We start from the raw sequence: 21,554 nt of genomic DNA, 5'->3' as shown, positions 1-21,554 counted from the left end.
TAACTTACCCTCGGCAACTCCTTCCAGTTCGTCGTGTATCTCGGACTCAGGTGGGCCTGACGCATAACCCAGCGCTTTCCCGTGCCTTCCGATCCGAGTCGCATTGTCATTGAGCCCCATTTGGCATTGATCCGGTCCATGGTGTCCATCACCGCCTTGTTCCGTGCGCGTTCTTCTTGGGGCGGGTCAAACAGGTGCAGTCGACGGCCCTGTTCGCGTTCGATGCCAAAAACCATCACCCCAGCTTTGCGGTATTCGTAGCCCGGCTTGAAAATCTGCTCCAAGGCTCTCAGGGACGCCCGGATAATGTCCGGCGTGTAGCATGAGGACACGGCCAAGGAGACGGTGGCTGCGTTGCTGTACTGGGGCTTGTCCAAACGAAAGCGATCCGTCAGCACAAAAACCTGGACCTGTCCAGCTACGCATTCCTGAGCGCGAAGGCGCTCCCCTACTCTAGCCGCATACCCGGAAAGAATTTGCTCAAGCTGCTCCTTGTCCGTGACGGCTTTGGCGAAGGTCCGTGAGCAGACGATGCTCTTGGGTGTAGCCACTGTCTGTTCAAGTGGGATGCATGGGATGCCCTGAAGTTCCAGCAGAGTGTGCATTCCGCAGACGGTCATCCGTTTTCTCACCCAGTCCTTGTCCAGCTTGCTGAATTGCAAGGCATTACGAATGCCAAACTCTCGTAGCTTCTTGCTGTATCGCCGCCCGATGCCCCAGATGTCTTCAATGTCGATGCCGGCCAGAATGCGGTCCTGATCAGGATAATCCACAAGGCTGAAAGCCCCGCCATGCTCCGGCTGCTTTTTGGCCACCCGGTTGGCAACCTTGGCCAGAGTCTTGGTCGGGCCGATGCCGATGGACACCGGGATGCCAGTCCATTGCAGAACAGTAGCCCTGATCTTGCGAGCCAGTTCCAGGGGGTGGTCGTGCATCAGGTCCAGGTGCAGGAATGCTTCGTCAATGGAATAGATTTCCATGTCCGGCGTGAACCGGGAAACCGTATCCATGACCCGCCGGGACATGTCCCCGTACAGGGCGAAGTTGGAGGAAAACACGTAAACGCCGTGCTTCCTGAACAAGGGTTGGAACTTGAAGGCCGGCGCGCCCATGGGGATGCCCAAGGCTTTTGCTTCGTTGGACCTGGCAATGACGCATCCATCATTATTAGACAGGACCACGATGGGCTTGCCCCGCAGCTTGGGGTTGAACGCCCGCTCGCAGGAAGCGTAGAAATTATTGCAGTCCATCAGGGCGAAGATCTTCGAAGGTGGCATGTTCAGCCTTGAGTGGCATTCTGTTGCAGAACCGGAGCGATGCATTCCGGATCGTTGTTTTTCGGGCTGTTTATCCTGGGGCTAATCGGCATCATCAAGGTGTGCATGGCGTTGAAGGGTTGAAGTAGAGCGTCGATCTGAACCCGAGGATTATCAAGCCATGCTTGATAATCCTCGGGTCTGATGATCACCGGCATTCGGTCATGGATGACCGCCACAGTCTCGTTGGCATTGGTGGTCAGGATGGCGCAGGAGTCGAAAACCTCACCCGTCGCCGGGTTCTTCCAGGACTCCCAGATTCCGGCCATGGAGAATAGTTCCAGGTTCTCGAAGCCAATCAAGTATGGCTGCTTTTTGGTTCCTGACTTCTTCCACTCCAGGAACCCGTTGGCCGGGATTAGGCAACGTCTGTGCTGTATGGCGGAACGAAAAGACGGCTTGTCCCAAACCGTCTCGGACCGGGCATTGATGCACTTCGTAGCTTTGGCCAGATCGCGGGTCCAGGATGGAATCAAGCCCCACTTAAAGCGGGCGAGTCTGCGGCCAGAAGCATCTTGGTGCACCCCCATAACTTCCTGCCCCGGCGCAATGTTGTAGCTTGGCAGGATTGGCTCTCCGAGCGTGGAAAGGCCGTAGTGTTCATGGATGATCAAGGTGACCCACAGGCCAAATCGTCCGCACATATTGCAAGCTGTCTCTTCCAGTGCTTTAGGGCATCTAACTAACCATAATCAAAATATTTTTTTACTTCGCTGAGACTGCGTTTCCCAAACTTTGGCAATCAAAATCCAAGTATGCTCCCAGGACCGCGAACAAAAATCTACAAAGGCATCAAAAGTTTCGGAGTTGAATGCAAACGATTTTCCGGGCGTGATTTGTCCGACAAAATGATGAAAAGGGTGGCTATTTTTAACTTTGCTCATCCAAAAACCCTTTTGCCTGTCAAAACAGCTGAATCAGGGCCTTCTATTGTTGCGTCTGAAGTCTAACCGCCCTTGATAGTCTCATTTATTGTCTGCGTGAAGCGGATGATGGCGATGCCCCACACTGGACTGTGTGGCTTCAAATGGCGTGATTCACCATACCGCAGGGCAGAGCTAAATGATCAACCCTTGACCCGCTCTTGAATAACCAAATGGATATTGTCTCCGCCTGTTTGAAAGGCGGTGATGTTTTCAAGAGTGGTTTCAGCGATGTTGCGCAGGGCCTCTTCGGTGAAGAAACCCTGATGTCCGGTGATCAGGACGTTGGGAAAGGTCAAGAGCCGAGCAAACACATCATCCTGGATCACCTCGTCAGATAGATCCTCGAAAAAGAGGTCTGCTTCCTCTTCATAGACATCCAGGCCCACGCTGCCGATTTTGCCGCTTTTCAGGCCGTTAATAAGCGCCCGGGTATCAACGATGGCTCCCCTGCTGGTATTGATGATCATCACCCCTTTGCGCATTTTGGAAATGGCCTCACCGTTGATCAGATGACGTGTTTGAGGAGTCAGCGGGCAGTGCAGGCTGATAATGTGGGAGCGTTCAAACAACTCATCAAGCTGGACGTATTTCATGCCGAGTGCTTGGCATTCTTCCCTGGGATGGGGAGAATATCCAAGCAGATCACATCCGAAGCCGGACATCAGCCTAGTAAAGATCGACCCAATCTGTCCGGTGCCGATGACGCCCACTGTTTTCCCGTGAATATCAAATCCCAAAAGCCCATCCAGGGCGAAGTTTCTTTCGCGGACGCGGTTATAGGCCTTGTGAATATGCCGGTTCAAAGACAGCACAAGGGCCAATGTATGTTCTGCCACGGCATGAGGTGAATAGGCAGGCACCCTGGCAACTGTAATATTGAATTCCTTCGCCGCCTTCAGGTCGACATGGTTGAATCCGGCGGAACGAAGCGCCAGGAGCTTTACTCCACCTTCAGCCATGCACTGCAGGACGGTTCTGTCCACCGAATCATTGACAAACACGCAGACCGCGTCGAACCCACGGACCAGAGAACAGGTTTCCGAGGTCAGCCGTGTCTCAAAATAGCGCAGTTCATGGCCAGCCTGCTTGTTTGCATCGTCCAGAAATACCTGGTCATACTTTTTGGTGCTGAATACGGCGACGCGCATCACGTACCTCCCGTTTTAGATTCACCGAACGCGGGTGCTTGTATTTTATTCCCAGAGAATGACTTGACACCTTGTTTGTTGAATTTGCTGATGAAGAGGAACTAACCGGCCGGAAGATTTCCGTATCTTGTGCATTCCCAATGGCATCTTTTTGTATCTCGCGCGATCCGGAAAATGCCACGAAAATCATGGCATATCCCGCATAATCCCCAGAAGAAAATCGCTTGTTTCATTGGTGAAATGATCAAGATGCTCCTGGGTCAGCAGCTTGTTCTGGCAAAGGTTGATCAGTGTCATATGCATGGACGACCGTCGCCAGTCGTCGAAACATTTGCTGATTGCCTGATCTGCATTTTTGATTTGCTTGAAGGCCTTGAGATACCGCTCATGCTCCGTCAGTCCCTGTTCCCGCAGAATGCCCATGGTCTCGGCATTGATCCTTCGGCATAATGTCTGAAGAAGGTCATCACGTATCGCAAAGAGATACTTCCAGTCCTGTTCCGGGATTTTCCTTGTCATCTGCATTCAAGCCTTCCCTTTGAATATTCATTAAAACTACCTGTACTGCAAGACATTCAGGCTGCCCTGGATGTTTCTGTCCGGTGACCACTGCGACGACAACCTGGAATAGACCGCAACGCAGACCTCAATGTCCATCATGTAGTTATCGATGGCCGACAACTGGGTCAATATTGACGATCCCCGGAAAACGGACAGAACCAGTTTGGGCAACGCGACGGCGCGGCATTTCTCGTAAAGCATCTTCCGCTGGGCTTCATCGAAACTGTCATACATCTCCAACCGGTCGGATGTCGCGGAATTGTTGAGCGATTTAATCAAATCCACAACTTCCTGATCCTTGACCACATGCACGGCGATCATCAACAGGGCGTCTTCAAGCATGTCTTCTACCGTGGGAATCCAGACAATCTTCCTGTTCCTGGCGCACTGGAAAAGGTTCTGTTCCACCAGCAACCAGGCCGGCCTGCTGTTTTCTGAAAGAAAAAGGTAGTGACTCGGCCCGATGCCGTCGTGATTGGGATGCCCGGAACCGATCAGGATTTGTGCGGTCATTGCGCCCATGAAGAGTTCTCCTGTTTCGACGTCTGATTGTGGACCTGCTACTCGCTTCCCTGTTCCGCCAACGGATATAAGGCATACATTCGCGCGACTTCCTTCATGATATCCTCTTTCACGTCCTTCGGCCTGATCAATTCCGCATGACCGCCGAAGCCCAGTACCCAGGAGACCACCTCGGGTCTGCTCTGGGCGGTGAATTCCAGCACCACTGACCCGTTCTTGCGTTGGGTGCACTTCTGATCCTCGCTCCAGGTGCGTTCCAGAACATAGTTTGCCACCTCGGGGCTGAACCTGACTGTCACGCGGAAAGGGGTTTCGCGCTGGAATCCGAAGTATCCGTCGTTGGCCTGATCCGCATGGTGATCATGTACCCTGATGGTCGGAACGACATCCTTGATCCGATGCACGCACAGGGTCATGGGGTTGACGATTTCCGGCCTGCCCTCGTGTGGTACCTTGAACCCGCTGACATACAAGGCTTCGCGATAGGAAACCATGCGCAAAGGCGCGAAGCTGTGGCATTTCTCCGGTGAAGCTGGTGAGGCCTGGTAAACGACGGTGCAGACAACCTTCTCCCGAATGCACAGGAAGAGCTTTTCAATGGTTTCCTGATGCGGCGTATAATCGATGGAGCCCTTGACCATGGAACGGGCCATGGAGATCAAGGCTTCAGATCGTTCCTGCATGTCCGGCAGCAGAACCGTGGACCGGGCAATGGTGCCCTCGATCTCGTCGCGCAACCCCTTGGGCAAGAGGTGCATGACCATGTCCCGGCACAGCACCAGATGCTGGATCTGTTCCGGCGAAAAGGACACGCAGGGTTTTGTTCGAGGGGCTTTGGCCCGGTACCAGCGCTGCCCGTCGGAGGCGAGCCTGCTTTCAATTTTGACCTCCCTGCTGCGCTCGATGCTTTCCATCATCCGCAGAACGGTCTGCTTGGAGCAATTGAGCATCGTGGCCAACCCGGTCAAGGAATATTCCCTCCCAGTGAACAGCAAGGCCCCGAAGAGGCCAAGAAGCTTCTGGGCCGGCTTTGCGAACTGATCGTGTTTCGGCGGCATGATCCCCCCTTTGTGGTGGCGTGAACATGACCGCTAATCACCCTCAAGTGCAAGCATTTTTTGAGGGTCCAAATCTCTTTTTTTGACCCTCATGCAACATCTTGTCGTTCTGGAATAAAATAATTTTGGTTCCGTTCCTGATTATGGAACAGGGGCAGTGTAAATTTTATCTTCCTCGGAAGTATGGATTCCGTTGATGAACAGAGCCAAAGGGAGAGGGAGATGGAAACGATCAAGAAAAAATTGTCGTCGTTTGAGCTGGGAGATGTTGTTGCATTTCAAGGATTGGCAATGGTTCCGCTCTTCGGCGAATCAACCGACCCTGACTACCTGCTTCTGGAAGAGGCCCTGAAGTCCGGCTGCGCCCATGTGGACGAGGTTTCGGAGTCGGGCAACGTCAACCAACTGCTGTTCGTCAACCACTGCGAACGTCCTGTGCTACTCCTGGATGGTGAGGAGATCCGAGGGGCAAAACAAAACCGCGTGATGAACCTGACCATCCTCGCATCTGCCAAAAGTGAAATGAAAATTCCCGTATCCTGCGTTGAAGCCGGAAGATGGCGACATGACGGGATGGACTTCGCTCCGACCAGACAAATGCATTTTGCCGAAGGCCGCGCGGCCAGAATGTCTCAGGTGTCCGAGAACATCAGGACCAGCCGGTCCAGGCAGGCGGATCAGCGAGATGTGTGGGACAACATCTCCCGAAAGATGGAGCGCATGTCCTTGCATTCCCCTTCCGCGGCCATGGCTGATGCCTATGCGCAATCCGAGGATCTTCTAGAAGGCTATGTGTCAGCGTTGCCTGCAGTTGAAAACCAGGTGGGCGCGGTTTTCGGGATGCATGGCAAGGCAGTCGGTTTGGAATCTTTCGACAGTGCCCAGACCTACGCAAGACTTCATGTAAAGATCGTACGCAGCTTTGCCATTGACGCCCTGGAACGTGGGGCCAAGGACCAAGAGCAGTTTGCCAACGACCAAGCTGCAGCCTTTATCAAGGAGATCATTGAATCGTCCATGGAGGCATTCGATGCCCTGGGGCTTGGTCAGGATGTCCGGATTACAGCCAAGACCGTTAGAGGCGGTATTCTTGTGGCAAATGATCGTGTCCTGCACCTTTGCGCCTTCAGAGCGACTGACGGTGCACGAGGTAATGGCCGCGGCTCCAGGCTGGTCAGGAGTTCCCAAAGAGGTCAAAGGCATTGAGCAAAGGAGGGTTTATGCAACAGCGGCTGGAGAAGAATATTGATGCGGCGCAATGCGTGCCGTCCGTCTGGACGGCTTTTGCCGAAAACCTGGCCCAGGTGCTCGCGGGATTGCAGGAGGACCAGTACCTGATTCTTGAAGCCAAGCGATCCAACCGGTACATCCAGTTCGCCGGCCAAGGCGCGTACGGGCTGCGGATGGAAACTACGAGCAATCACTACCTTTTGAAGTCCGATCAGCTTACGGAACAGCAGATTGCCCTGCTCACGGAAAATGGCTGGAACAGCCCGACAAGGACCCCGGAGGCATTGCCGGAAGATGATCCCGGAGGCTCGCCGAATTTTTTCATCGATCACCCGCTGCCCGTGGCGTACAATACAGTAGCGGACCTGACGGTCAGGACATTTGATGCGATTCTTGCGGGTGACCCATCCCGGCTGGCTTGAATATGATGCCCTTGATGCAGACAGCAATTCCTTCTCCTTCCCCTCTCTGGGTATAAAACGCAGGATACGTTTAGCGGGCAAGGACCCAAACCAGGTGCGCCAACGATTGCTGGCCTCGGTCCAGGAGTTCACGAATCTCAACGATCTGGCCTTTGATCAGGACGGGGATATCGCCATACGTGTCGGCACCGCCATCGTCTTTATCCGCTACCAGACCGACCCGCCTTTGGTGCGGATGCATTCGCCGTTGGTTCTCGGCGTCGAAGCCAGTCCAGCCCTGTTAGCCCGCCTCAACGAGTTGAACAAACGCGGGTACCTGCACTTCTTTTTGGACCAAGGCAGAGTCGTCGCGGCAGCGGATGTATATGCAGCCCCGTTCGTAGTCGAACATGTCGGCTTGGACATTGAAGACATTCTTCAACATCGTTGATGATGTCGACGACCTTCTTGTCTGCGAGTTTGGAGGGGAAACCGCTTTCAAGGAAAAAACTGGTGAGCGTGCTCACGCATTGAGGTGTTTCGCAATTGGCAAGACTGGCTATCTATTCAGCACTTTTGATTGCAAGGCATGAAGTGGCCCGGCTTGTCTCGTTTTTCGGCATCGCCTGCCTGACTGTTTCAGGATGCGTATCATTGAACCCAAGGCTGGCACTCGGCCTCATTCAACGGGATACCAACCTGCTCCCGTTCAGGACCGGCATCCAGCGGATCAAATCTTTGCATGTGGTTTCCGGCACGGAGTCACGCCATTGACTTTGATTCGTCTTTTTCCGCCTCCAGCCTTGGAATGGCTTCCAACTCGCCATGATACGTCGCTTCCAAATCCCAAAGATCGACGGCCTGCTGGGCGTTGAGCCAGAACCGGGGAGAATTGCCGAAAAGCCTGGAAAGGCGCAGGGCCATCAACGGCGTGATCGCACGACGACAGCGAATCAGTTCGTTGACTGTTTGGCGAGTGACCCCGAGGGATGCAGCCAAGGCGGTAGTGTTCAGTCCGTAATCGGGCATAAAGTCTTCCCGGAGCATCTCGCCGGGATGAGTTGGGGCAATGGTGCGGGGAGTGGTATTCCGAAAGGGCATGAAAAGGCTCCTTGTTCAATGATAGTCCACGATCTCAACGTCATAGGCATCTCCGTCCTGAAAACGAAAGCAGATGCGCCACTGGTCATTGATGGCAATGGCATGCTGACCAGCCCTGTCTTCCTTGAGGGCATGAAGGCGGTTGCCCGGTGGTGTTTTGAGATCGTTCAGGCTCGTGGCAAGGTTGATATATTCCAAGCGCCTGACGGCCCTCCGGATCAGGTCCGGAGGTATTTTTTTCGACTTGCCGTCCACATAAAGCGCCTGCGTTTCCTTGTCACCAAATGTGATGATCATGTTTGATTTGTAAACTGTCACGTGACAAAGGTCAACTTCTGACCCGCAAATGTTTGAGAGATGCTTGCAACAATCACAATAAACATGCGATCAAACCCTATTGCCGCACCCAGGTAACTTTTCAAAAGGTCGGGCACAGCCTGCCGACTACCTGCAACGGGGTTCCCTTTTCGCGGGAATGACTTCAATGAGACGTAGAAGCTGTACTTAATGAGTCGACAATAACCACCTTGATTCTATAACGAAACAAAGGTAGCAAGATTTTAAAAAATTATCTCATGATAGTTTATCATTTTCCAGGAGAACGAACATGGCTGGCACGCTGAACAAGGTTATCCTGATCGGCAGGTTGGGAGTTACCCCGGAACTCAAGTACACGGCTCAGGGTACTCCCGTTACTTCTTTTTCCCTTGCCACTGACGAATCCTATACCGACAAGACCGGCAACAAGGTCGAGCAGACGGAGTGGCATCGCATCGTGGTCTGGCAGCGCCAAGCCGAGAATGTGTGCAAGTTTCTGCAGAAAGGCTCACAGGCACTGATCGAAGGCCGGCTCCAGACCAGAAAATGGCAGGACCAGCAGGGACAGGATCGTTACACTACCGAGATTGTTGCCCAGAACGTCACGTTCATGGACTCCAAGCAGGATTCGGAGCGACTGCGTGAGGGGCAAGGTGGTGATGACCAGCAGGTTTATCCGAAGCAGCGTCAGCAAGGAAGTGAAATGCCACCGGACGATGGCCCTCCGTTTTAACTTGCCATGGCCTTCCGCTTCTTCCGCCGTTTTCGTGTTGCCCCCGGCATTACGCTAAACCTGAGCAAGTCCGGTCCCTCGCTGTCCTTTGGTCCGCGAGGGGCAAAGATGACCCTTGGTTCAAGGGGCGTTCGTCGGACTCTGGGGCTGCCGGGAACCGGCTTCTATTATACCGAACATTCGTCCTGGAATTCCTCTTCCGGGCGAGCACTGAGCAATGGATCGCGAGGTGGGCAGGGATATGCTTCCACCGAGGACCGACTGACTCTGGGATTTTTCAAGCGCCTGATCACGCCCAAAGACGAACGGGCGTTCGTGGACGGACTCAAAGCTTTTGTCCAGGGACGTGAAAACTGTGCTCTGGAGCAGTTCACATCCTCTCTGAATCTGGCGGATTCCGCATTCATGGCCGGGTTCCTGGCCTTGAAGAAATTGCGATTCCAGGAGGCCGTGGAAGCCTTGCAACAGGCGAATCGACGCCATGGATCGCTGGGAAGCTTGTTTGCCAAGTACGGAGTGCATGTCGAACTGGTCTTGCCTATCAGCAGGGAATTGCAAGCCCACATCGGCCCGCGGCGGCGCGGGCTGCTCCTGGGCATGGCCGAAGCCTACCAGGCCATGGATGAGCATCTTTTGGCTGCCGAGGCGCTCATGGAACTGCGGGACATGCTGCCTGAAGATGTCGTGGTCAAGGCATCCCTGGCCGAACTGCTCCTGGACGCCCGCCCCGATGATCCCAAGACACATCATGAAATCGTGCGCATGGCCGGGAACGTGAGCAATGATTCTCCGGCTCATGGTGCCTTAATGCTCTACAAGGCCAAGGCGCTGCGTGCCCAGGGTCTGCATACCGCCGCCAGGGACACGCTGACAGCGGCCCTGCGCCGGACCAAGGAACGGAGCAAGGATTTGCTCTTGGCTCTGCGCTTTGAGCGGGCATTGGTTTACGCGGAGATGAACCAGCACCAGCGGTCGCGTACGGAATTGGAGAAGGTCTATGCTCAAAATCCGGAATATGAGGATGTGGGCCAAAGGTTGGGAGTGTCGGCAGGTTGATCTTTTCTTTTTTTTCGACTCAGGAGAAACAGCAACACGGCATCAGGTTCACGAACAACAATACCTGATTCCTCCGTCAACATTCTTACATTCACAATGGGTGACCTATGAAAGAGGAACATCTCAAACATATAGCCATATTACGAGCCGTGATCGGTTATCTTGGAGAGCAGACGACTCCGCCCTGGTGGGCCAGCGCTTTTTTTTCATCGTATGCCAAAAGTTTTTTGACGCCGATTTTTCCACGGACATTGTTTCAAGCCCAGTATCACGGTGTTTGCAGAGCGGCCATGCTGGTGCATGATGAACATATCGGCGTGGGATCGGTCCATCACTTGTTTCGATTGCCGGAGGATATGGAGCAGGCTGTTCATCAACTTGGTCAGACTTCCATGTTCACGGAGGAATGCAACGCTCTGCTGTCCAACAAGGAAACGGCACTGGACTATCTGACCCGGAACGCCTCCGGAATTGACTCGCAAAACGTGGCGTCAACATTTCAAGGGCCGATACGGATAGCCGATGTAGCCGCCATGCGCACTTCGGATACATGGCCCGGCCTCAGTGCCTGCTATGCTCAGGCTTTTGCCACGGATGCTCCGACCTATCCCTATTGGTATCAGCCAACATGACCAAAGCCGTGTACACCACACGACTCCAGGCCGGCTTGGGCATGGTTCAGGAAACCAGAACCCTTCTTGATCTTTGGGAGCCGGGCATGGATGCTTCGGCCCTGTTGCGGATTGCTTTGGAGAACGGGCAACTTCCTGGTATTTCGGCCCGCCGTCTGCGTAACCTGGTCATGGAAGGTTTCGCCCCCCGCCTGCTGGTCAACGACACCCGTCCGGCCCAGCTTGCCAGAAACCTGATGCCCCTCTTCTCCCAATCCGAATTTGAACAACTGCTGTTTGTTTTCGCCTGCCGGGCCAATCCAATCCTGGCCGATTTCACACGCACCATGTATTGGCCCGCCTATTCCTCCGGGCATGGAACGCTGTCCAACGAGCAGGCCAGGGAATTCGTCACCGAGGCCAATCGCAGCGGCAAAACAGCCAAGCCATGGTCAGACTCCACCATCATGCGGATGGCCGGATATCTCACGGGATGTCTTGCTGATTTCGGTCTGTTGGAGCCTGGGCGACGGAGTGAACGCCGCTTTGTCCCTTTTCACGGCCAACCAAGATCCCTGACCGCCCTGGTTTATGAAATGCATTTCGCGGGACTGGGCGATAATCAAATTTTAAGCCATCCGGACTGGGGGCTTTTTGGACTGGAAAGGGCGGACATGCTTGACCAGTTCAAGCGTTTCGCCTTGAAGGGCTGGATTATTCTGCAAAGCGCCGGGGGCGTTACCCGGATCGGTTGGCCCTGTAAAAACCTGGAGGAGTTGCAACGTGTCCTTGCTTGACGCCCATTTCGACGAACTCATGGCCCGCATCCGTCATGGCCGCGATTTAAGCCATGCCAGCTTTGAGCCTGTTTACTATTTAATCTTCCCACCAGCCAAAATTCTGGAAGTGAAGCGTGTCCAGCCTGCCTGGATCGCTCGGTTGCGCAATGCCGGATGGCAGGTCCACACATTTTCCCTGGGGCGGGAAATTTTAAAGATCTTGTCGGAAGCCCCCCAGCGCGCTCTCTGGCTGAAGGCGGACGCCAAAAACCCCCTGGCCTGGGATAAAACCAACCAATCCCTGGCCAACCTGATCATCGATACATTGCCCGAGCGCCTCGGTACGTTTCTGGATGGCATTCAGGAGACCAAAAGCAGCATCGTCCTGATCACGGATCTGGAGGCCCTGCATCCCTACATGCGCATCGGCGCCATTGAGGGAAAGCTTGCCGGGAGATTCAAGACCACCACGGTCATTTTCTATCCCGGGGAACGTGCCGGAACAAAATTGCAGTTTTTTGGCTTTTATCACCCCGACGGAAATTATCGTTCCGTACATGTCGGGGGGTGAACGTGCAAACCAACCGTCAATATTCAAAGGCGTCGATGCCGTAGGGGCGAGAAACTTTTCGCCCCTTTTCAGGGTCAAACCATAACACCATCAGTCGCCACAACCGGAGCAATTCATGCGTATACGAGACCTGTTCGACCCGTCGCGGGATATTCATCGGGCCATTGAGAAGGTGATTTCCTATGGGGCGTCTCAGGAAATTCGCCTCAAGTCCGAGATTAGTGAATACATCGTCACTGAAAGCATTGAGGAGCAGATGGAAAAGCTGCTTCGCCTGATGCAGACCGCCATGGAACAAGGTGGAGAGAACGAAATCGGGGTCTGGGTTTCCGGTTTTTACGGATCGGGAAAAAGTTCCTTCACCAAATATCTTGGTCTGGCCTTGGACGAAAACGTATCCGTGGAAGGAGTGCCGTTCCTGAAGCACTTGCAGAATCGTCTGCATAAGCCCCAGACCAAGGCCCTGCTGTCCACCGTGGCCACCCGCTTTCCGGCAGCGGTGGTCCTGCTGGATCTGGCGTCGTCCATGCTGGCTGGAGCGACCATGGAGGAGGTGTCCACGGTCCTTTACTACAAGGTGCTGCAATGGGCTGGGTATTCGCGCAATTTGAAAGTGGCCGCCCTGGAACGACGAATGCAGAAGGATGGCCGGTACACGGAATTTCTGGACCGCATCCAGGGCGAGCTGGGCGTGCCCTGGAAATCCGTACAAAACGATCCCTTGGTGGTGGACAGTTTGCTTCCGGAAATCGCCCACGCCATGTACCCCGTGCTGTTCAAGACACCCACGGCCTTTTCCACGGAGACTTCGGAGGTAGTGGTCTTTGAAAACGACCGGGTCAAGGAAATGATCGACATTGTCCGGGAAACGTCGGGCAAGCAGTGCGTGATCTTTATCATCGACGAGGTGGGCCAGTATGTTGGACCGCGCCACAATCTGATCCTGAACCTGGACGGACTGGCCAAGAACTTGAAGGCCATCGGCGAAGGCAAGGTCTGGATTGTGGGAACGGCCCAGCAGACCCTGACTGAAGACGACCCCCGCGTGGCCTTGAACTCTCCGGAACTCTACAAGCTCGGAGCGCGTTTTCCGATTCAGATCGATCTGGAATCCAGCGACATCAAGGAAATCTGTACCCGTCGCCTGCTGGGCAAATCTCCCAAAGGCCAGAGCATTCTTGAAGATGCCTTCGAAAAACAGGGTCAGTCTCTGCGCCATAGCACCAAACTGCAGGACGCCAAATATTATGCAGCGGATTTTGACAGGGCCACTTTTGTCAATCTCTATCCTTTTCTTCCGGCCCATTTCGACATTTTGCTGCACCTCTTGGGAGCGCTGGCCAAATCCACCGGCGGGGTTGGACTTCGCTCGGCCATCAAGGTGATCCAGGACATTCTGGTGGAAGGCCCGGCCCGTGGCGATATGCCCGTGGCCGATGCTCCCGTGGGCTGGCTGGCCACAACGGTCACCCTCTACGACGCCCTGCACCGGGACATCCACCGCGCTTTTCCCTCGTTGCACAAGGCCATGGAAAAGGTGCAAATCCGCTTTCCCGGTCCCTCCCTGCATCAGGACGTGGCCAAGACCGTGGCCGTTCTCCAGGTGCTGGGCAACATGCCCGTGACCAGGGGCAATGTGGCCGCGCTGATGCATCCGGGGCTGGACAGCTCGTCCCGGCGGGATCAGGTAGAGTTGGCCATTGCCGATTTGATCACCGATTCCATCGTGCCCTTTGGCGAGAAGGACGGCAATCTGTGCTTTTTCAGTGAAAAATTGAATGACATCGACCAGGAGCGCGCCCAGATCCCTCTGCGTTCCATTGAAGTGCGCCGGATCGAGAACGAGGCCCTGCGCGAGGTTTTTCAACCCCAGCCCAAGGTCACCCTGCACGGTTCCCTGACCGTGACCAGCGGACTGAAGGCCGTGCATGGACCCAACATTTCCAGCCTGTCCGGGGAGAAAGAGATCATCCAGACCCATGTGGAGTTCGTCGACCCTCTTGAACGCGATGCGGTTCGTGACCGCATGCTGGATGAATCCCGGCAACGCAGTTTCGAAAACGTGATCTTTTTGCTGGGTTACGCGGACCCGGCCATACGGGAGCAGGCCGGGGAAATCTATCGGTGCAACGAGATTGTGCTGCGCCATCGCAGCGATCCGGACCAGGAGGTCAAGGATTACTGCACGGCCCAGCTCGACCGCGCCGCCAGACTGGTCCTGGACCTGCAGCAGACCCTGCGGCGCAACCTTCTCCAGGGATCGTTCATCTTCCGGGGCAGTACCACCGCATTGAACAGCCTGGGGCAGGATGTGCTGGAAGCGGCCAAAAAACACCTCAATGACGTGGCGGCCCAGGTCTTTCATCGCTATGGCGACGCCCCTGTACGGGCCGATACCAATCTTGCTGAAAAGTTTTTGCGCCTGGGCAACCTCATGGCCGTAACCGCGGCCTTGGACCCGCTGCACCTGGTCCAGATCAGCGGCGGTTCGCCACAAATCAACACCGGGCACAAGGCTGTGATCAGTATCCGTGATTATGTGGAACGCACCGGAAGCGTCGAGGGGAAACGACTCTCGGACCATTTCTCCGGAGATCCCTACGGCTGGTCTCCGGACACTCTGCGGTATCTGGTGGCGGGAATGCTTCTGGCCGGAATGATCAAGTTGAAAATTTCCAGCAGGGACGTATTGGTCAACGGACAACAGGCCGTTGACGCTTTGCGCACCAATGCCTCCTTCAAAAACGTGGGCATCTCCCTGCGCGACGCCCCTGTGCCGATGGAGGTTCTGGCCAGGGCCGCGGAACGGCTCACGGACCTGGTGGGTGAAACCGTGATGGCCTATCCCGAGGACGAGGTCAGCAAGGCCGCAGTCAAGCACTTCCCCCGCTTTCAGCATCAGTTTGGCCCCCTGGCCGAAAAACTGGAAAATCTCGGCCAGCCCGGCGCTGAAATCGTCCGCACCCTGAACCAGGAACTGGCAGACGTCCTGCTGACGGACGCCTCAGACCTGCCGCATCGCCTGGGCAGCGAGGAATCGCCGCTTTACGACGGACTGAAATGGGCAGCCCAGGTGGATCTGGCGCTGAAGAACGGCCTGGAATCCGTTGTCCGCGATCTGCAGAACTACCGCCGTGAAATTGCCGATCTACCCGATTCCGGAGCGCCCGGAGATCTGCGCAAGAATCTGTCCGAGGACCTGGAACTGCTGGGTCAGCGCCTGGAAAGCACGGATTTTCACCACCATCTGACGGACTACAACACGTTGCTGACAAACATCCGTGCCAGAATTGAGGAAACCATAAAGCGCGTCGCGCAAGACCAAGACAAAAGTATCAAGATGGCCGGTCAAAGTCTGAGCTACTTGCCGGATTGGAAAGAGCTGACCCAGGAAGAAAAGACCAACACGCTGGCTCAGCTCGATGCCCTCATCCTTGAACCTGGCCAGGGAATTGCCGGTCTCAAGGAACTTCTCTCCCAAGAATACGTGATTTCCACCACGATGAGTCGTCTCACGGAGTATGTTGCCAAACGTGGCCATGAGCACCGGATAGAACGGATGAAGCAAAAAAAGGAAGACAACTTTCGCGAAGGGCGCACGAAACTGACCCGAAATTTTGCCATTCCATCCATGGTCAGTGATCCTGCCCAGATCGAATCCTTGATTCATAAATTGCAAAACCTGAAAGAGGAACTGACCTCCTACAGTGAGATTGAAGTAACCATATCTCTCGAATGAGGCAGTAGGCAGATAGCCACAGAACTCAGCAACTACCTACAGCCTTCTATAAAAGGAATCATCATGGCTTTCGATCAACCTACCCGTAACCGCTTGGCCAAATTCGTCGGTGAGGCGCGTGCGTTGTTGTCCGCGGAATTCACCCAGCAGTTGCAGCAGACGCATGGTCTTGACCCGAACACAGGACGTGTAGCCGGGATGGATCGGCTGGCCCATCTGGACGACACCAGTCGGGAGACGGCCAGGCTGTTGCGGGAGACCATGGACCATTACCTGGCCGGTTCCACGCAAACCGCCAAAGCCGTGCAGGTTGTTCTGGACCGGATCATGCGTGAACAGGCCTTCACCGTACTCAACCGCCTCTGCGCCCTGCGCATGGCCGAAGCCCGCAATCTGATCATCGAATCCATTGCCAAGGGCGCTCAGTCCAAAGGTTTCCAGCCTTATGCCAAGCTGGCCGGGACAGCCCTGGGCCAGACCGGGGACGCCTACAAGTGCTATTTGTTCAGCCTGTTCGACGAATTCGCCCTGGACCTGCCCGTGCTCTTCGACCGCTTCAGCTCCCAGGGACGGCTGTTCCCCCGTGAGACAGCCCTGGAAAATCTGCTGAGCCTGATCAACGCCCCGGAACTGGAACAGCTCTGGGCCGAGGATGAAACCATCGGCTGGATCTATCAGTATTTCAACTCCGTGGAAGAGCGCAAAGAAATGCGTGCCCAGTCCGCGGCCCCGCGCAACAGCCGGGAACTCGCCGTTCGCAACCAGTTCTTCACTCCGCGCTATGTGGTAGAATTTCTCACGGACAACACCCTGGGCCGGATCTGGTACGAAATGACCAAGGGCGAGACGGACTTGACAACGACATGCCGCTACCTGGTCCGTCGGCCACGCGAAGTATTCCTGGAGCAACCAGGCCACTTTATTTCCGAGGTTCGCCACCCTGGAATCGAGGCCGCCTTGAGCGGCGACTTTTCTCAACTGCCTGAGCCTGATGAAATCACCTGGAACCAACTCCAAAAGCTTGCCCTGGGCATTGAAGGCTACAAACTCGCCCCGGCGCTGGGGTTGGGCGATTGCCTTGAGTTTGCAAGCCAGCGCATCAACGAATTTAAGCAAACCGATCAATGGCGTGGCGATGCCGCTGAACTCTGGATCTGCTTGTTCTACGAACAACGCGCTTCCAGGCACGCCATGGAAGATCCGCATGGCGAACATTTGGCGGCCATCAAATCCCTCTACGCCGCACTTCGGCAGCAGCTCACCATGGACACCAGCGAGCTGTCCCAGCAAGAACTGCTGAACCTCCCGGTATTCATCCCCCACCGCCCCCTGAAAGACCCCCGCGACATCCTCATGCTCGACCCGGCTTGCGGCTCCATGCACTTCGGGCTGTACGCCTTCGACCTCTACGAGCGCATCTACGAAGAAGCCTGGAAACTCAGGGACACTCTGCCATCCCAGTCCACAGGCCAAACCCTTCAAAAGGATTACCCCTCCCTGGATGATCTGCTCCTTGCCCTGCCCAAACTGATCATCGAACACAACATCCACGGCATCGACATCGACCCCCGCGCCGTGCAGATCGCCGGCCTGTCCTTGTGGCTGCGCGCCCAAAAATCCTGGAAAGCCCGGAACATCCAACCCCAAGCCCGCCCTCGGATCACCAAATCCCACATCGTCTGCGCCGAACCCATGCCCGGTGACGAGACCCTGCGCCATGAATTCATCGAAGGACTCAGACCACGTGTTCTGGGCCAGCTTGTGAACGAGGTCTTCGAGAAAATGAAACTGGCCGGAGAAGCCGGTTCCTTGCTGAAGATCGAGGAAGAGATCAAGGACGCCGTGGCCGCGGCCAAGCAGCAATTCAAGGCCACCACGCCCAAAGAGCAAAAAGTCATGCTCCCCGGCATCAAGCTGCCCCAGAAACCAACCCAACTCCGCTTCGACCTCTCGGACGTCAGTGACAAGGACTTCTGGCGAAACACGGAACAGCGCATTCTTGATGCGTTGAAAAAGTACGCGGAGCAGGCTGAGAACGGAAATACCGTGCGCAGGCGGTTATTCGCCGAGGACGCAGCGCGGGGGTTTGCGTTTATTGATCTGTGTCGGAAGCGGTATGATGTTGTGTTGATGAATCCGCCGTTTGGTGAATCAGCTGCCAATTCTCATTACTACATCGATCATGCATTTCCAGAGTCAAAAAATGACATATTCGGTGGATTTATTACAAGATGTCTTTCAGTCCTTACGAAATTTGGAAGATTGGGAGCAATAACTAACCGTGTCGGATTTTTTAATTCTCAATTTGAGAAGTGGAGAAACATAGCTCTGATTGGAGAAGGCAAGTTGGATACTGCGGCTGATCTTGGATATGGAGTCCTTGATGCGATGGTAGAAACTGCAGCCTACATTGTTACGATTGGGAAAAAAAATAATTCTGCGACAATATGTGGACTTCTAAAGGCTGAAGATAAAGGAAAAACTCTTCTTTCGTCAATAGAGTCAATTTTGTCAGACCGACCATCTAATTTATATTATTTGGTTAATTTAGATGTTTTTCGCCTCTTGGCTGGACACCCAATTTGTTATTGGGTTCCTGAACATACCTTACGGAAGCTCGCTGCACACCCCAGATTTGAAAACGAAAAAAGAACAGCGAAACAAGGCCTCGCAACAGCTGATGATTTCCGGTTTATCTCTGCTGCATGGGAGGTTTTTCCATGTTCGCTCGGCAGTCACTTTTTTTTCTTTGCCAAAGGCGGGGAATACCGTCCATTCTGGGACGACATTCACCTTGTGATTAACTGGGAAAATGATGGAGAAGAAGCCAAAGCATTTGCTGGGACCCTCTACAATAATTCTCACTGGAGCAGAATACTTAAAAATGTAGATTTCTACTTCAAACCGGGGCTGACATATCCAGAACGGACCACAAGCGATTTTGCTCCACGTATATTTCCTAGTGGCTGTATTTTCAGCGCAACTGGCCAAGCCATATTCTTTGAGTCACTCATTGAAGCCGAAGCGTTTCTTGGCGTTTATATATCCCGATCATTTCGCCTTCTTTTTGAGCTATTCATAGGTTCAGGTGATGCTGTTGTCTCCGGTAGTGCAGCTAGACATTACAAATCAGGAGTTATCAATGCAGCACCTGTTCCAGAATTAAAATATGAAATTAAAAATGTTATTTCTGATTCCGTCAGGCAATGTACAAATATTGTTATTCAAAATTTTCAGTTTAATGAAACTACGAGGCACTACTTTATATCTATTTTAATCAATGAAGATAATCGTGCGTCTATAAAAAAACTTGCAGTAAATCATCGTATAAATATTAATCTAAATGCTCTTAAAATATTAGAGAATACTTGGAAAATTGACAAAACTGTTTCGACTGCATATCAATTATACGATGACGATTTTGTTGTACTACGAGATGAATATGGTATGCATCCATGCGAATACTCGAAAAATAAATTACAATTATCAAAAGATGAATGCCTGAATTTGTGGAACTTAAGTGATGAATCTTTGGTTGACTTGGTAGCGAAGAGAAAGGGGAGCACACGCCAAATTACAAAGAAATCATTCTATGCCGACAGAAAGATTGAACTGATATGCCATTATTATGAAGTACACCCCCAGTCGATCATTTCATTTTTAAATCAATGGTCTGTAATTTCCAAAGATGACCTATTGTCTGAAGTAGAGAGAAATCTTAGTTATTGGATTGGGTGCATCTTCTGCCGCTGGGACATCCGCTTAGCCCTCGACTCCACTCTCGCCCCCCCTCTCCCCGACCCCTTCGATCCCCTCCCAATCTGCCCCCCAGGCATGCTCATCGGCCCGGACAGCTTGCCCGCAACTCCGGGCAACATCGTCAGCGAGGAATGGCTTCGCAGGCGGCGGTGTGTTGATGGGCGGTGGGTTGTTGAGAGGGCGGAAACTGATGACTGGCCGCTGACCACTGACAGATATCCCTTGAACATCCCTTGGAACGGCATCATCGTGGATGACGAGAACCATCCGGATGACATCATCCGCCGGGTGCGGGAGGTGTTGGATGTGATCTGGAAGGACAAGGCTGGGGATATTGAGCAGGAGGCTTGCCATATTCTCGAAATTGACGGGTTGCGGGAGTATTTTCGGAAGCCGTCCGGATTTTTCGCCGATCATCTCAAACGCTACTCCAAGAGCCGCCGCCAGGCTCCCATCTATTGGCCTTTATCCACCCCTTCCGGGTCGTATACACTCTGGATCTACTACCACCGCCTTACGGACCAGACCCTGTACATCTGCGTGAACGACTTCGTGGAACCCCGCTTGAAGCAGATCGCCGAGCGGTTGGACGTGTTGCGCGGTACGGAGCGCAAAGGTTCTGCGGAAAAGGAATACGAGGAACAGGTTCGACTGGAGCAGGAGCTGCGGGAGTTCCGTGATGAGCTGCTGCGCATTGCCGCGTTCTGGAAACCCAACCTCAACGACGGGGTGCAGATCACAGCGGCCCCGCTCTGGCAGCTCTTCCGTCTGAAACCCTGGCAGAAGAAACTCAAGGAAACCTGGGACAAGCTGGAAGCCGGGGACTACGACTGGGCGCACCTGGCCTACAGCATCTGGCCGGACCGGGTCCGCGAAGTCTGCAAAACAGACCGCTCCATCGCCATCGCCCACGGACTGGAGGAATTGTGCGAGGTGGAAGTGGCCAAGAAGGGCAAGAAACGGGGGAGAAAGAAGGCGATTGATGATTCAACGGAGCAGGTATGATTATTCCACGAGTTGTCCTGGATACAAACATCCTGGTTGCGGCATCGCGAAGCCGCAAGGGGGCGTCTTATGCAATTCTGCAAGCTTTGCGGGCAGGTCGCATCAAGGCCTTGGGCTCCGTGCCGTTGATGGTTGAATACGAAGCGGTTTTGAAACGCCCGGATCATCTCCAAATTGGCGGCAGGACGGAAGAAATGGTGGATGCATTCCTGGATGCTTTGTGTTTGCTCATGGACTATGTACACTTGCATTACCTGTGGCGGCCACAAACCTTTGATCCGGCGGATGAGATGGTCCTGGAGACCGCCTTGAACGGGAGAGCTGCAGCATTGATTACCCTGAACATTAAGGATTTTGACGCAGCCAAAAAATTTCGATTGCCTGTTTTACATCCTGGTGTTTTCATCCAGAAATTGAACAAAGGAGGGATCTGATGCCCCAATTCGCATTGCAGTTGCCAGAGTCCTTGCTTGCTTTTGCTCATAAGGTCGCGGAGGAGGAGCAGGTTCCCATGAATCAATTTTTCATCATGGCCATTGCGGAAAAAGTCTCCGCGCTCAAAACCGAGGCCTATTTTAGAGAACGGTTGGCACGAGGGGATCTTGAGGCATTTGATGCCTGGATGAAGGCCAGTCCGGACGTCCCCCCCATGGAGGGTGATGAATTTCCAGAAGAAAACGTCGAGCGGTAGGGACTGAAGGCGAGAAGCGTCATGAGTTG

Annotated in this window: 21 protein-coding genes; 12 read left to right on the top strand and 9 right to left on the bottom strand. The window is 54.0% G+C overall.

Annotated features, from left to right (window positions below):
- The 6 genes from ACYQ15_RS21935 to ACYQ15_RS21910 all read right to left on the bottom strand — a co-directional run.
- Window positions 1-1,277, bottom strand: a 1,277-nt coding sequence (locus tag ACYQ15_RS21935) for a Y-family DNA polymerase (RefSeq protein ID WP_459935529.1), incomplete at its 3' end; no start/stop codon positions are given.
- A gap of 2 nt (window positions 1,278-1,279) precedes the next feature.
- On the bottom strand, window positions 1,280-1,960 hold the full coding sequence (locus tag ACYQ15_RS21930; RefSeq protein WP_459935528.1) for an SOS response-associated peptidase: 681 nt from the start codon (window positions 1,958-1,960) through the stop codon (window positions 1,280-1,282).
- Window positions 1,961-2,382: 422 nt separating this feature from the next.
- Complete coding sequence (locus ACYQ15_RS21925) at window positions 2,383-3,390, bottom strand: 2-hydroxyacid dehydrogenase (protein ID WP_459935527.1); 1,008 nt, start codon at window positions 3,388-3,390, stop codon at window positions 2,383-2,385.
- A 186-nt stretch (window positions 3,391-3,576) separates the two neighbouring features.
- A complete protein-coding gene (locus ACYQ15_RS21920) occupies window positions 3,577-3,915 on the bottom strand; it encodes a hypothetical protein (RefSeq protein ID WP_459935526.1) in 339 nt (112 codons plus the stop codon).
- Between the two features lie 30 nt (window positions 3,916-3,945).
- On the bottom strand, window positions 3,946-4,473 hold the full coding sequence (locus ACYQ15_RS21915) for a hypothetical protein (RefSeq protein WP_459935525.1): 528 nt from the start codon (window positions 4,471-4,473) through the stop codon (window positions 3,946-3,948).
- Between the two features lie 38 nt (window positions 4,474-4,511).
- Entirely contained in the window at window positions 4,512-5,531 is a 1,020-nt protein-coding gene (locus ACYQ15_RS21910; protein ID WP_459935524.1) for a helix-turn-helix transcriptional regulator, read from the bottom strand.
- 222 nt (window positions 5,532-5,753) lie between these two features.
- Here ACYQ15_RS21910 and ACYQ15_RS21905 point away from each other — a divergent pair, with 222 nt between their 5' ends.
- From ACYQ15_RS21905 to ACYQ15_RS21895, 3 genes are read left to right on the top strand one after another with little or no spacing between them, the layout of a single operon-like run.
- A complete protein-coding gene (locus tag ACYQ15_RS21905; protein WP_459935523.1) occupies window positions 5,754-6,737 on the top strand; it encodes an ARPP-1 family domain-containing protein in 984 nt (327 codons plus the stop codon).
- Window positions 6,738-6,751: 14 nt separating this feature from the next.
- The gene (locus ACYQ15_RS21900; RefSeq protein WP_459939669.1) at window positions 6,752-7,183 is read left to right on the top strand and encodes a TY-Chap domain-containing protein; all 432 of its coding nucleotides are present in this window, start codon (window positions 6,752-6,754) and stop codon (window positions 7,181-7,183) included.
- Window positions 7,146-7,613, top strand: a complete 468-nt coding sequence (locus ACYQ15_RS21895; protein WP_459939668.1) for a T3SS (YopN, CesT) and YbjN peptide-binding chaperone 1 — start codon at window positions 7,146-7,148, stop codon at window positions 7,611-7,613. The genes ACYQ15_RS21900 and ACYQ15_RS21895 overlap by 38 nt, the downstream gene beginning before the upstream one ends.
- Before the next feature lie 311 nt (window positions 7,614-7,924).
- Here the strand turns inward: ACYQ15_RS21895 and ACYQ15_RS21890 are convergent, their stop codons facing one another.
- Window positions 7,925-8,263: a HigA family addiction module antitoxin gene (locus tag ACYQ15_RS21890; protein WP_459935494.1), complete on the bottom strand. Its 339-nt coding sequence runs from the start codon at window positions 8,261-8,263 to the stop codon at window positions 7,925-7,927.
- A gap of 15 nt (window positions 8,264-8,278) precedes the next feature.
- Entirely contained in the window at window positions 8,279-8,560 is a 282-nt protein-coding gene (locus ACYQ15_RS21885; RefSeq protein ID WP_459935495.1) for a type II toxin-antitoxin system RelE/ParE family toxin, read from the bottom strand.
- 310 nt (window positions 8,561-8,870) lie between these two features.
- On the opposite strand from ACYQ15_RS21885, the gene ACYQ15_RS21880 reads away from it, so the two are divergent.
- From ACYQ15_RS21880 to brxC, 6 genes are all read left to right on the top strand, one after another.
- Window positions 8,871-9,314: a single-stranded DNA-binding protein gene (locus ACYQ15_RS21880; RefSeq protein ID WP_459935496.1), complete on the top strand. Its 444-nt coding sequence runs from the start codon at window positions 8,871-8,873 to the stop codon at window positions 9,312-9,314.
- A gap of 6 nt (window positions 9,315-9,320) precedes the next feature.
- Window positions 9,321-10,370, top strand: coding sequence for a DUF4236 domain-containing protein (locus ACYQ15_RS21875; RefSeq protein WP_459935497.1), 1,050 nt, complete (start codon window positions 9,321-9,323; stop codon window positions 10,368-10,370).
- A 107-nt stretch (window positions 10,371-10,477) separates the two neighbouring features.
- The gene (locus tag ACYQ15_RS21870) at window positions 10,478-11,002 is read left to right on the top strand and encodes a BrxE family protein (RefSeq protein ID WP_459935498.1); all 525 of its coding nucleotides are present in this window, start codon (window positions 10,478-10,480) and stop codon (window positions 11,000-11,002) included.
- Window positions 10,999-11,778, top strand: coding sequence for a BrxA family protein (locus ACYQ15_RS21865; RefSeq protein ID WP_459935499.1), 780 nt, complete (start codon window positions 10,999-11,001; stop codon window positions 11,776-11,778). Before ACYQ15_RS21870 ends, ACYQ15_RS21865 begins: the two co-directional genes overlap by 4 nt.
- Entirely contained in the window at window positions 11,765-12,331 is a 567-nt protein-coding gene (locus ACYQ15_RS21860; protein WP_459935500.1) for a BREX protein BrxB domain-containing protein, read from the top strand. The genes ACYQ15_RS21865 and ACYQ15_RS21860 overlap by 14 nt, the downstream gene beginning before the upstream one ends.
- A 115-nt stretch (window positions 12,332-12,446) precedes the next feature.
- Window positions 12,447-16,070, top strand: a complete 3,624-nt coding sequence (gene brxC, locus ACYQ15_RS21855) for a BREX system P-loop protein BrxC (protein ID WP_459935501.1) — start codon at window positions 12,447-12,449, stop codon at window positions 16,068-16,070.
- Window positions 16,071-16,106: 36 nt separating this feature from the next.
- On the opposite strand, the gene ACYQ15_RS21850 is transcribed toward brxC, so the two are convergent.
- Complete coding sequence (locus ACYQ15_RS21850) at window positions 16,107-16,988, bottom strand: hypothetical protein (RefSeq protein ID WP_459935502.1); 882 nt, start codon at window positions 16,986-16,988, stop codon at window positions 16,107-16,109.
- A gap of 39 nt (window positions 16,989-17,027) precedes the next feature.
- Between ACYQ15_RS21850 and pglX the strand changes: the two genes are divergently transcribed.
- Genes pglX through ACYQ15_RS21835 form a run of 3 tightly spaced genes read left to right on the top strand, consistent with a single transcriptional unit; the run spans window position 17,028 to window position 21,525 of the window.
- Window positions 17,028-20,834, top strand: a complete 3,807-nt coding sequence (gene pglX, locus ACYQ15_RS21845) for a BREX-1 system adenine-specific DNA-methyltransferase PglX (protein ID WP_459935503.1) — start codon at window positions 17,028-17,030, stop codon at window positions 20,832-20,834.
- Window positions 20,831-21,268, top strand: a complete 438-nt coding sequence (locus ACYQ15_RS21840) for a putative toxin-antitoxin system toxin component, PIN family (protein WP_459935504.1) — start codon at window positions 20,831-20,833, stop codon at window positions 21,266-21,268. The genes pglX and ACYQ15_RS21840 overlap by 4 nt, the downstream gene beginning before the upstream one ends.
- A complete protein-coding gene (locus tag ACYQ15_RS21835) occupies window positions 21,268-21,525 on the top strand; it encodes a toxin-antitoxin system HicB family antitoxin (RefSeq protein WP_459935505.1) in 258 nt (85 codons plus the stop codon). Before ACYQ15_RS21840 ends, ACYQ15_RS21835 begins: the two co-directional genes overlap by 1 nt.
- The last annotated feature ends 29 nt before the right edge of the window (window positions 21,526-21,554 follow it).

This window comes from Desulfonatronum parangueonense, assembly GCF_054656975.1.
Note: the sequence above shows the minus strand (reverse complement) of the source record. Positions and strands in the feature narration are given on the sequence as shown.